Genomic DNA, 12,931 nt, shown 5'->3' on the forward strand with positions numbered 1-12,931 from the left:
CCAAAAAACTGATCTGTTTTTAATAGTAAACGGGCATGATTGATTACGTATCAATCACCCCCAAATATAAAAATGATAGTCATTTTCACGGTAAACAAACTGAAATCACTGACCGTAATTTAGCAGGTTTCGACTCTTTATAGGAACATCAGGGATGAGCAATCTATTGGCTACCATTTTTCTTGATGATGCACAATGATTTTTTTGGAATAATTGGGATGTATTTTTATAAAAAAGATAACATTTGAATCTTAAATCAACCGCCTGCATGTGCAATTTCCCAGAAAGCTGCAATTCTTGGGTTTTGCAAACCTTTTTTCATGGTACACACTCCAATGGAAAAAGGTTTAAGCCTTGGAGCACTCTTTAACACCCTTACATCTTTTTTAAGAGGGCTTTTGTCCAGAACAAGCTGGGGGACAACTCCAACTCCGCACCCAAGACTGACCATTGCAATGATTGCCTCGTTTCCTGCAACCTGTGCATATATTGTGGGGCTAATATTCTCTTTGGCAAGCCAGAGGTCAAAACCTTCCCGACTCAAGCCTCGGTCAGCAATTATTAGTGGGGTCTGCTGCCAGTCAATGTTGTGATCACTATTGGAGTATCTATTGTCATGTTTTGTGTCTGAAAAATGAATAATTGTTTCCGGAAAATGCACAGGCGCAATAAAAACCAGGGGGGTTTCAGTTATTTTGATAACCTCTGTTCCGGCAGGTTTTTCAGCAGGTAGAGCAGCTATTACAATATCCACGTCCCTATTTTGAAGACGTGTCAAAGCCATTGCAGCATCTCCTGTCTCAAGGTTGATCTGAACTCTGCTGTATTTTTTCCTGTAGGCTGTAAGAATTCCCGGGAGGATACTGTAAACAGCAGTTACAGAACCGTAAAGTGAAAGAGAACCCTGAAGATTTTCTTCATGTGTCAGGGCATTTTGAAGATTTTTCCAGCTCTGTAGAACCTCTTCTGCGTATTGCATTAAAAGTTCCCCTGCGGCAGTCAGTTCAACTGTACGATTATCTCTGTTGAAAAGTGGTTTTCCCACTTCATTTTCAAGGCGCTGGATCATTCGGGTCAGTGCAGAAGGGGTTATGTTGCAGGCTCTGCTGGTTTTACCAAAGTGGAGGGTGCCTGCAAGGTGTCTGAAATATTTCAAGTTTCTGATATCCATCTTTAAAATACCATTTTAAATTTTTTGCGACACTAAAAATATGATTGTCAAAAAAATAACAGTGTCTGTTGTGGGAAAATTACAAAAGTTTATTGCCAATATTGCAATATTATATGTCAAATAATTCACTTGACGCAATATCAATATGATATTACAGGTATAAATACTCAAAATCGACACCTTATTGCTTTTTGAGCAGTTATTGAATTTGTCTGAATCAGGATAACCAGGATGAAAAGGATGCTCAGGATAAATAATCCTGCCTTATCTTGTTCATCTTGGACATCCTGATTCAGACAATGTTGACAAGGCTCAAAAGATCATAGGTGTCGGCTTTGAGTAAATATCAAGATATCATCATCAATTTGCTATCAAAAAAGGCCAACAGCAGTTTTTGTATAACGTACATGGCGGATTTTCGCCACAATCAAGGAGAAAAATAAAAAATGGGACAGAACTATTTTAATACATTACCATTGAGGCTTCAGCTTGAAGAGCTTGGACAGTGTCGTTTTATGGAATCGTCAGAATTTGACGGTGTTGAGGTACTTAAAGGAAAAAAGATAGTAATTGTAGGATGCGGAGCCCAGGGGCTTCATCAGGGATTGAACCTTCGGGACAGCGGGCTTGATGTCTCATATGCACTTAGAGCATCTGCCATTGAAGAGAAACGTCAGTCATGGAAAAATGCCACTGAAAACGCTTTTAAAGTGGGCGTATATGAAGAGATGATTCCGGTGGCAGATCTTGTGATAAACTTAACCCCTGACAAGCAGCATACAGGTGTGGTTTCTGCTGTAATGCCCTTGATGAAAAAAAATGCAACCCTTGCCTACTGTCATGGGTTTAATATCGTGGAAGAGGGAATGCAAATCCGTGAAGATATAACAGTTGTCATGGTTGCCCCAAAATCTCCTGGGACAGAAGTCAGGGAAGAGTACAAAAGAGGCTTTGGTGTTCCAACGCTTATTGCAGTTCACAGGGAAAATGATCCTGAAGGTAAAGGCTGGGAGATAGCAAAGGCATATGCTGCAGGTACAGGGGGTGACAGGGCAGGAGTTCTGCAATCTTCATTTATTGCGGAAGTCAAATCTGATCTTATGGGGGAGCAGACAATTTTGTGCGGTATGCTCCAGGTTGGCTCCCTTCTGTGCTATGATAAGATGATTGAAAAAGGAATTGATTCCGGATATGCATCCAAACTTGTGCAGTATGGATGGGAAACCATCACAGAAGCTTTGAAACATGGTGGTATAACCAATATGATGGATCGTCTTTCCAATCCTGCCAAAATAATTGCCTTTGATCTTGCAGAAGATCTGAAAGAGATTTTGACGCCTCTTTTCAACAAGCATATGGATGATATAATGTCAGGGTATTTTTCAAAAACCATGATGGAAGACTGGGCAAACGGGGATTCCAATCTCTTGAAATGGCGAGCTGAAACTGCGGAGACTGCGTTTGAAAAATCAATATCCACAAATGAGGAGATTCCGGAACAGGAGTATTTTGATCACGGTGTCCTGATGGTTGCCATGATAAAGGCAGGTGTGGAACTTGCCTATGATACTATGGTGGCAGCAGGCATCAAGGAAGAATCAGCTTATTACGAGTCTCTCCATGAAGTACCTCTGATTGCCAACACCATTGCAAGAAAAAAACTTTATGAGATGAATGTGGTAATATCTGATACTGCTGAATATGGCTGTTATCTCTTTGCACATGCAGCACTTCCGCTTCTTCAAGATTTCATGACAAATATTGATGTTGACGTGATAGGCAAAGGAATTGAAGTTGCTGATAACGGAGTGGATAACATTGAGCTTATTTCTATCAATGAATCCATAAGATATACAGGCGTTGAGATAGTGGGGCATGAGCTTCGTTCCAACATGGGAGCCATGAAGCCTATTATTTGATGCACTCGTAAAATTATGTCAGGGCAGAATCCATTTCTGCCCCATTTGGAGCGGATATGGAATCTATCCCTACGTTTCAATGTTCGTTGTCACAGATGGGTCTGCCATGTTGGTTTTATACTCAAAATCGACATCTTATTGCTTTTTCAGAAGTTATTGCAGTTGTCTGAACCAGGATAACCAGGATGGATAGGATGCTCAGGATAGATAATCCTGCCTTATCTTTGTTAATCTTGGGAATCCTGATTCAGACAGTGTTGACAAGGCTTACAAGATCATAGGTGTCGACTTTGAGAATTAGTAACCATCATATCAGAGCATCCGTTTTTTCTCCCATGGCGAAGAATACAGATATCGGATGTCCTTGAACCGTCACTTGCGTTATAAATTTCATGTTTTCAGACGCTCCATTCTCCATTGCCAACGGTTGATTTACGAAATAACGCATAAAATTCGGCATCCTTCATATCAGCTCAAAAGTAGTTTACACTTTTCGGAAAATTTTGAACCATGATTAAAGGATTTAAGGATTAACATGATGAATAATCAAGAAAATCCCTTAATCATGAAAGTCATGGTTCAGAAAAGTGTAAACCGATAAATGAAAGATGCCTAAAATTCTATCTCCTTTATACTTACTAAATCCATGAGTTATATTAAATTTCTGTTTATATTTTTTATTTTGACACAAAATGATTGCCTTGCATGGTCTGACTCTCTGGTTTTGTTAGTTAAGGATAAAGATCAATATAAAATAGGTCAGATGTTAGAATACATTGAAGATCAAGAAGGAAACTTGACATTTGATCAAATATGCTCACCTGACTATAATGATCAATTTATTAAAAGCAACAGAGATACCCCCAATTTTGGTTATACCAGATCTGTCTATTGGGTTCGTATCCAGCTTCATAATATCAGCTCGCAAAACACTCAATGGTTTTTAGAGCTGCAATTTCCTAATATGAATGAAATTGGATTTTACCGTCCAAAGCCTTATTCAGCAGAATATTCATACAACTTTTCCTGCGACTATGATGTTTTTCGCACAGGCACTCATTATCCTTTTAGCAGCCGCGAAGTTCCATACAACCATTTTGTGTTTAAAATATCACTTCTTCCAGGTGATCAGCAGATTGTTTATTTGCGGTTTCAGAGCAAATCATCCATGACCTTTCCAATGACTCTCTGGACAAGAGATGGCTTCATGCACCAAAGCCAGCGTCAATTATTCCTTTCAGGTCTTTTCTACGGCGGACTGCTTTTATTGATCGTTTATAACATGTTTCTCTGGATTACATTGAGAGATTACACTTACGGCTATTATGTTGGAATAATGTTCTGTATTTTAATGGTGCAGATAGTATATGAAGGCCTTGCAGCTCAATATTTCTGGTATAAAACTCCAGGTTTAAATAATCACGCATTTATTTTTTTCTGGTTATCAATTTCAATTTTTATGCAGATGCTGACTATCTCTTTTCTTGAGACACGGACAAGGACACCACGCTGTCATTTTATCATAATTGTTTTTTTAGCAATATGGATTACAACAATTGTTCTTATCCCTTTTGTGGATTATCAGCAAATAATGAGTTTTACTCTAAAAATACGGATTGTTAATATCTTGTTTTTTATCTGGGTCAACCTTTTAGTATGGCGTCAGGGTTATCAGCCTGTCCGCTATTTTCTGACGGCATGGCTCTTTATAGGGCTCTCCACAATACTTGTGGCAATGGTGAGAATGAACTGGATACCAAGTTTCACCCTTGCTGAACATGGATATAAAACCGGTATTATTATGACCGGAATATTTCTTTCCTTTGCCCTTGCAGACAGAATCCATATGCTCCGCATAGAAAAGGAGGAGTCACAAAATGAGCTTTTAAAGGCTTTAAGGGCAGATCAAGCAAAAAGCCATTTTTTATCAACCATGAGCCATGAATTACGCACACCTCTTACTGCCATCTTAGGATATGCCCAGCTCCTTAAACAAAAAACTGACTCTGGTTCTGTTGAATTCACAGGGCTTGATACCATTGAACAGAGCGGGAGCCATCTGGTTAAACTTGTTGAAGAACTGCTTGATCTTGCCAGAATAGAAAATCGCAAACTAAAACTTAATGCCAAGCCGTTTTCATTGACTGCATCTCTTAACAGTTTGACAAACATGATCCGTTTACAGGCTGCTCAAAAAAATCTGATATTTGAATATAAACCAAATTCTGAGCTACCCAAAATGGTTGTGGGCGATGAAACACAATTGATAAGAATTTTGCTTAATCTCTTAGGAAATGCTGTGAAATTTACAAATCAGGGTCATGTAACCTTTAAAGTAATACCTGTCATGGAAAATGATTCACAAGAATTTGATTCTGCTGATGAGCTTAATCAGCTTTCTAACTCCATTTTCAATGATGTTTATGATCTTGAAAACAAGCCTTCTGATTCACTTTCAAACGATGTTTATAAAAATGTGTATAAAATGGATGCAAAACGCAGGCATCTGCATTTTTCTGTGGAAGATAGCGGTTGCGGCATTCCAGAAGAACAGTTAGAACAGATTTTTACACCGTTTGTGCAATTGGAAAGTAATAAATACGATAGTAAAGGAGTGGGGCTTGGATTGACCATCAGCCGTGAGCTGCTGCGGTTGATGGGTGCTGATCTAAAAGTGAAAAGCATTGTTGGTTCCGGCTCTACTTTTGAATTTACCCTTGTTTTGCCGGAAATAACATCTGAATTACCAATTTCTCAAAATTATGGAAATGATAAATATTCTATTGACGAGACTGCAAAGGAAAAAATTGGAAATAAAAGTATTGCAGATTTTGTATTGCCTTCTTCTGAAACGCTTAGAAATCTTAGCCATTTGGCTGAAATACGTGCATTTACAGAACTGGAAAGAGAACTTATATGTTTAAAATCTCAGGATAAACAATATGCTAATTTGGTTGAACATCTTCTGCTGCTGCTTGAAGAGTTCCAATTTGATAAAATTGGAAGAGAACTTAATAAATTCCAAACAAAAAGTGATTAAAGATGAAATCAAAATATCAAATTAAAAAACCAACTGTCATGGTGGTAGATGATCAACCACAGCAGCTGCGTTCACTCTTTACAGCACTTCAGGATAAAGGATTTAATCTGCTGATTGCACAGAGCGGTGCTGAGGCACTTCTGCTTTTAGAACAGGCACGTCCTGATGTGATCCTGCTGGATGTCAGCCTGCCTGATTTAGACGGCTTTGAAGTGTGCCAACGTATAAAAAAGTTACCAAATGTCTCAGATATTCCCGTGCTTTTTATCACAGCATCTATTCAACTTCTTGATAAGCTCGAAGGATTACGCTCAGGGGGTGCAGATTATATCACAAAACCTTTTCAATTAGAGGAGGTAGTTGCACGGGTGAAGACTCATCTGACTCTACGCCGTCTTCAGCTTGAGCTTCAAGAAGAAAAAGAGAGGTTTAAAGCTCTTGCAAATGCAGCTTTTGAAGGGATCATTCTTTCTGTAGATGAGACCATTATTGATGTTAATCAGCCGTTGGAGCAAATGTTGGGATATTCTCGAAAAGAAATTTTATCAAAAACACTGTCAGAGATATTTCAGAAAAAATATCTGAAACTTATCAAAGATTTGATCAATTCAGAGACAGAATACATTAAGGAGGTATCTGCTGTCCGCAAGCAGGGAGAGCCTGTTTCACTGGAGATTCAGTGCCGCACCATAGTGCATCAGGGGCAGAATGTCAGAGTAGTTGCCCTGCGAGATATTACCCAACAAAAAAAATTGGAAGCACAGGCACGCAAGCTGGAATCCGAGAATATAATTTTAAAAGCCTCGCGAAACGACAGGGAGCATTTGGGTGAATTGGTGGGCAGGGGTCCGGTCATGCAAATTGTGTATGAACGTATATTGAAAGCTGCTCTTTCCAATGCACCGGTCATGATATACGGTGAGACCGGTTCCGGCAAGGAGCTGGCAGCCCGTACCATATGGCAACTTGATCAAAAGTATGGTGCTTCTTTTATAGCCGTAAACTGTGCCGCATTACAGGAAACTCTTTTTGAATCCCAGTTCTTCGGCCACCGTAAAGGAGCATTTACCGGAGCGGTACAGGATACCCTGGGATTCTTCTCACAGGCCAGGGGGGGAGTTTTGTTTCTTGATGAAGTGACGGAATTGACTGCTTCCATGCAGGCAAAATTGCTTAGGGTTCTAAACAGCGGAGAATATACCCCGCTGGGTGATTCCAAACCGTGCATGGCAGATTCCCGCATCATCGCAGCCACAAATCAGGAGCTGCGTTCACTGATCACTTTAGGGCAGTTTCGTGAAGATCTTTTCTATCGTCTGCATGTCATATCCCTGGAGATGCCCCCTTTACGCCGTCATAAGGAAGATTTGCCCCTTCTCGTATCTCATTTTCTGAGGCAAAAGCTACATGGCAATGCTGCATTTTCAATGCCTTCGGAATCTCTTATGGCACGTTTCAGGGAGTATGACTGGCCAGGCAATGTACGGGAGTTGTCAAATGAATTGCGGCGCTACGTCTCCATGAACGAGGTAGAGCTTGGAGTTGCCGTGCCCATTCAAGTCACAAAAAAGGAGATATCCTCAAGCGCTTCATTGAGCGATAGAATGGCAGCTTTTGAACGGCAGGTGATTTCCGAATCCCTATCCATTTCGGAAGGAAATCGAAACAGAGCAGCGGAACTGCTGAAGATTCCCCTTCCAACACTTTACCGCAAGATTCAGAAATACCTATTGTAAAAAAGAGCTGCATTAGAAATACCCATTCTAAAAAAGAGCCACATCGCTGCCAACCGTTCAATCACCTCTGGCTTCAGACTATATCCACCCGATTGCTATCACATGAAGCGATAGGCCTTCTACTCTCTCTGAAGAGGATAGCTTTGACAATGTATCCTCATCCTCCACCGGCACGAACAATGCCAGGGTCGTGGCTTTCAGACCGAGTTTTTTGGCATATGACACCGCCTGTGTTTTTGAGTGCTTCAATTCCCATTGATCTTTAAAGCTTTTCACCTCAATGATCGCCTGCTTATCTGTGCAGCGTAGCATCAGATCCACCCGGCCATTGCCTGTGGGAAACTCAGGGCTGATACTGCAAAGCCGGCTCAAAGCACTTTGGAGCCAAAAGTAGAGATGAAAGTGTCCCACATATTCAGTATAGTGCATATCCGAGCGTCTCGGCTGATCCTTCCAGGGGTTTATCCCCTTGGCTTTGAGCCGTTTCAGATAATCTTTGTAGCGATTTAACAGTGCTGGAGTGTCGATTTCCGGGTTTTCAAACACATCCTCCAGGGTATCCAAAGGATCAAGGGATAGAATCGGCAACCGATCTCCGATGAGATCTGTGGTAAGAGCGTTGTAAAGACGCCGCTGGATGAAGGGATTGGCAAATCGGCATACGTCGGTTTTCATGCCCATATCGTCCTCAACCGTTTCAGTATCAATTATTCCATTGAGATAAGCATGGGCACACCATTCAACATCAATGCTGAAGGGGATATCTGAATGGGTGAACAACTCAACTATTTGATTCTGATACTCCCCCCTTGCTTTTTTGACCAGATTCAAAACGGTGTTGTTCCACTCCCTGAAAAGGGCACTGCGGTAAACATCATCCCATACGGAGCGGTCAATGGGTTTTTCAACTCCTGGATTGTACTTCTCAGTTAAAAGCTCCCCGAACCATCCCACAAGGCCCGGCTGTCCCCGGGTGACGCCATACACGGCATCCACCACATCCGGGTTCACTGTCTGCCCGCTCTCATTCATGTACTGATGGAAAAGCTCCTCCACCTCGTCTGCCGTGAGATTTGGCACATGTAGGGAGCGCTGGATATTGAACGGAGATCCCCTCAGGCTGTCAACCCCAAGCACCGCCCGAACGCCGATGAGAGCCAGGCCGTGGAGAATGAATCGTTCCCGTTTCAGATAAATATCTCTGAAAAGGGTCACTAATTGGTCGATGATGCCGGGGGGCAGGCTGTCGAATTCATCAATAAAGAGGATAACCGGTTTTTCAAAGATGCCTTTACCGGAAAGAAAAAGGTCTTTGAACTCTTCAAATGTTTCCGGAGGCTCATCAAGTTCCAGCTCGAATGTTTCCCATAAAAGTTGCGGTACCCGTTTCAATATGCCTTCTTCTGGTTCGCCAGGCCGCATGATCACCCCCTGCATGGACATCATGCCGATGGTGAAGTGGTCTCCGTATGCCTTTTCGATCTTCTTTTTCACCTGCCGCATGAGCCAGGTTTTACCGCACTGCCTTGGCGCCCAAATGGTGAAAAAATGACCGCCTTTTTTCGGATTTCTGATTAATTGAGCATAACCGCGTTCGATAATTTCGGTTCGGGGAACACAAAAATGTTCTTCATAATCCACCGGGCCATAGGAAAAAAAGGTTCTCATGGTGTTGTCCTTCTTTGGTGTTGATGAGAGTTGATGATCTCCGGTTTTGGGAGGCATCTGTTCCCTTTTGGGACGGCTTCATCCATTCACTTGCTATGATTGTCTCTTTTGACCACTCTTTTTTATCCCACAATATGATTTTCAATACAAGATGGCGGTGGTTTTCTCTTTCAGCACATCCCGGCCTCTCTGTTTTTATCAAAATTGATAATCAGCATATCATTTTTAATAAAAACTATTTTTGCATGATATTTCAAACCTTTAGACTCATGTAAAATCACTTGGGCTTCTCTTTTTTTATCAATATTGATAAAAGCATCCGTTTCGACCTGCCATCTTCTTATATCTTGAATTTCTATTTTTCTAATTTAAATCAATTAGTTATCCATAATTATTAGATGAAATAAATTTGCCGGCATTGTTTATGCAATTTATTGGCAATCTGAAACAATTTTAATAACGGCCATGACAGGTGAATCTGCCACATCTAAAAACGAAAATTATTTTAAAACAAACTGTTATGGTGATTTTATATAAACAATTTATCAGGAGAAGCAAAATGTATAATCTAATCAAAATCAAGATCATTTCATTGTTGGTGCCAATATTGATATTGGCCTCAATATTCATTTTGTTTCTTAGTGGCAAAGCTGAAGCTGATGAGACCTTTATTGTCACGACCAACGCCGACAGCGGTGAGGGAAGCCTGAGATGGGCACTGACCCAAACCTGCGAGGGTGTTCGCACCGTCAATTTCACGATATCTGATCAGGTTATCGTGCTGTCCTCTTCACTTGTAATCACTGGAACGACCACCATTGAGGGCGGCCATCGCATCACGATCAGTGGCGGTGGTTCCGTCCGGCCTTTCATTGTCAATTCCGGTGCCAGCTTGCGGCTGCAAGGTCTGACCGTGGCAAATGGCAGTGCCGACGAGGGCGGTGCCATCTACAACGACGGCGGGGACATTCGAGTTGTTCGCTGTACCCTGCTGAACAATTCCGCCACGAGCGGAGGAGGGGCTATCTATAACAACGGCGGTACCTGCGTGCTCAACACCTGCACCATGAGCGGCAACAGTGCCGAATACGGCGGCGTGGTGTACAACAACGCCGGCAGCGTTCGGCTTCAATATGTAACGGCTTGTGAAAATAGTGCCTCGGTGCTGGGAGCCGTTGTCTATACCGACGGCACCACCGGTACTGCCGGCACCGACGGCACCAACGATTTCGATCTGATTGTCCACCGCTCCATCCTCTGGAACAACCTTGCCCCCGCCTGTGAGACCGCTTGTGCAACCTCGCCCACCGACAGCACCCAGATTGCCGATGTCAACGGCACCACGGTCTCCGTTACCCAGTGCATCATCCAGGGCGGCTACCCAGGAGAGTATGATTCGACCGGTCTTACAGTGTGGGATTTCGCCAAAGACCATGTCCAAGAAATGCCCAACAATCTGGATGTCGATCCCCTACTTGGCCCGCTGGGCTACCCCCGGTATTCGGGCGACTGGCAGTTGGGCGTTCCCGATATCCAGAAGGCCAATACCAACGAGGTCTCGACCATGATGTACGAACCTCTGCCCGGTTCCCCCGCCCATTTTGCAATCTACGGTTTCTATGACAATGACGACTGGCGAGAAGATCCGGATGACGTCTATGAGCAGCGCGGCAGTTGGCTGCGCCGGCAAGTATCCGGCGGCAACGAGGTTTACGGGGCAAGCATCGGGTCATGTTTCATCGGCTTTCAAAACCCCTACATCATCGGCAATCACCCTACAGATGAGGAATATCCAAATCCCAACTACTGGGGCGAGCCCATGTCGGAGACCAACATCATCCAGTCGACCGAGGTGCTCCAACCGTTTCAGCCCGTCACGATGACGATCACCAGCCCGTACTGCCCGCCGATTTCCTACGCGGGCGGCGAGGTCTTCTTCGTGATTCCGAATACCCCCACCGGACCCTCCTGCACCATCTCACCCAATCCTGCCAAAATCGCCGCCGACGGCACAGTCACCTTCACGCCGGTCGCCAACGGCTACGTGGGTAAATTCACTGTAATTGCCCATGTCCTCTATCATCCGCCGTATTACGACTACCTCGCCGGCAAGGAAATCACCCTCACGAACACCCCGGGTCAGCATCTTGTCGTGACTAATGAGGCGGCGGACAGCACTTTCGGCTCCCTGCGCTGGGCAACCGAAAACGTTGCCGAAAGAGGTCTCATTACCTTTGCCGGCGACCTCACCTGCCCGCTGACCCAGCAACCAGGGAAGGAGCAACCTACGGTGCTTTATGACATCGACGGCGAAGACCACGAGATCGTCATTACCGCCGAAGGCACCGCCAGCGTCATGACCGTTGGGAGAGGCGGCAGTCCCATTCCGGTCACCATCAGCAATGTTACCATCGCCGACGGCTTTTTCAGCGATAGCGGCTTCTCCTGGCATGCCGGCGGCGCCTACATCCGCAACGGGGACATCAGCTTCATCAATGTCAAATTCCGCAATAACAGCGGCGACTACGGCGGTGCCATGAGCATCGAATCCATCAGCAAGGAGGACGGGGGACCACTCAACCTCAAGCTGATCAACTGCGTGTTTGAAGGCAACACCGCGGGCAGCCGGGGCGGAGCGCTGTTTCTGGCGGAATCCGATGCGGAAATCGATTTTATTAACTGCACCTTCACCGGCAATCAAGCCGTGCAAGGCGGTGCCATCTACAATCAGAGTCCGGGGTTCATCGCCATGGCGGACGGAATGCGCCAGCGCTTTTCCAACTGCATTTTCTGGGACAATACCGCCACCGACTCCTACCCGACAATTTACACCGAAGCGGGTCGGGGCACCAACTCTGTAACCTTCAGCAATTGTGATATTCCAAACTCCTTTCCTGCAGGATCATGGGATGCCGCGCTCGGGATCAACGGTGGCGGCAACATTGATTCCGATCCGCTGTTTGCGGACGCGACTGTCAGCGACTACCGCTTGAGTGATACATCACCTTGCATCAATGTGGGTAATAATGGTTCAGTTCCCGCAGATATCACCGAAGATATCATTGGCAATACTCGCATTTTTGGTGGCACTGTAGATATGGGGGCATATGAATACATAGCAATAGTACAACATGCGGTTACATTTGACTCCCAGGGAGGCTCGGCTGTGTCAAGCCAGAGTGTCAATGACGGTGGACTGGTTATTGAACCGGTTGATCCAACACGTACAGATTACATCTTCAATGGCTGGTATGACTCATCTACAGGCGGGAATCTCTGGGATTTTGCAAATTACACAATTAGTATAGATACCACTCTTTATGCCCAGTGGACAATTAACAGCTACACTGTAACCTTTGACGCTAACGGCGGCACAGGCACTATGTCTCCACAGACT

The 12,931-nt window shown here is 44.0% G+C and carries 6 protein-coding genes; 4 read left to right on the top strand and 2 right to left on the bottom strand.

The window, feature by feature from the left end; all coding sequences use genetic code 11:
- Positions 1-256: 256 nt before the first annotated feature.
- A complete protein-coding gene (gene ilvY, locus MTBBW1_RS19995) occupies positions 257-1,171 on the bottom strand; it encodes an HTH-type transcriptional activator IlvY (protein WP_080806434.1) in 915 nt (304 codons plus the stop codon).
- 446 nt (positions 1,172-1,617) lie between these two features.
- Between ilvY and ilvC the strand changes: the two genes are divergently transcribed.
- The 3 genes from ilvC (at position 1,618) to MTBBW1_RS20010 (ending at position 7,866) form a co-directional block, all read left to right on the top strand.
- A complete protein-coding gene (gene ilvC / locus MTBBW1_RS20000; RefSeq protein WP_080806436.1) occupies positions 1,618-3,090 on the top strand; it encodes a ketol-acid reductoisomerase in 1,473 nt (490 codons plus the stop codon).
- A gap of 763 nt (positions 3,091-3,853) precedes the next feature.
- Positions 3,854-6,130 (top strand): sensor histidine kinase, encoded by a 2,277-nt coding sequence (locus tag MTBBW1_RS20005; RefSeq protein WP_281255660.1) that lies wholly within the window; start codon positions 3,854-3,856, stop codon positions 6,128-6,130.
- Positions 6,131-6,132: 2 nt separating this feature from the next.
- Positions 6,133-7,866, top strand: a complete 1,734-nt coding sequence (locus MTBBW1_RS20010) for a sigma-54-dependent Fis family transcriptional regulator (protein WP_080806440.1) — start codon at positions 6,133-6,135, stop codon at positions 7,864-7,866.
- Positions 7,867-7,944: 78 nt separating this feature from the next.
- Here MTBBW1_RS20010 and MTBBW1_RS20015 read toward each other — a convergent pair whose 3' ends face one another.
- Entirely contained in the window at positions 7,945-9,591 is a 1,647-nt protein-coding gene (locus tag MTBBW1_RS20015; protein WP_080806442.1) for a P-loop NTPase family protein, read from the bottom strand.
- 502 nt (positions 9,592-10,093) lie between these two features.
- Between MTBBW1_RS20015 and MTBBW1_RS28565 the strand changes: the two genes are divergently transcribed.
- A partial coding sequence (locus MTBBW1_RS28565) for an InlB B-repeat-containing protein (protein WP_186441546.1) occupies positions 10,094-12,931 on the top strand: 2,838 nt, incomplete at its 3' end.

The sequence above is a fragment of the Desulfamplus magnetovallimortis genome (assembly GCF_900170035.1).
In the GTDB taxonomy this organism is placed as follows: Bacteria; Desulfobacterota; Desulfobacteria; order Desulfobacterales; family Desulfobacteraceae; genus Desulfamplus; species Desulfamplus magnetovallimortis.

What these genes read in the sequence shown, in the direction of transcription:
- MTBBW1_RS20015 (WP_080806442.1), bottom strand. Translation starts at nt 9,591, where the DNA reads ATGCCTCCCAAAACCGGAGATCATCAACTCTCATCAACACCAAAGAAG.
- MTBBW1_RS20010 (WP_080806440.1), top strand. Translation starts at nt 6,133, where the DNA reads ATGAAATCAAAATATCAAATTAAAAAACCAACTGTCATGGTGGTAGAT.
- ilvC (WP_080806436.1), top strand. Translation starts at nt 1,618, where the DNA reads ATGGGACAGAACTATTTTAATACATTACCATTGAGGCTTCAGCTTGAA.
- MTBBW1_RS20005 (WP_281255660.1), top strand. Translation starts at nt 3,854, where the DNA reads ATGTTAGAATACATTGAAGATCAAGAAGGAAACTTGACATTTGATCAA.
- ilvY (WP_080806434.1), bottom strand. Translation starts at nt 1,171, where the DNA reads ATGGATATCAGAAACTTGAAATATTTCAGACACCTTGCAGGCACCCTC.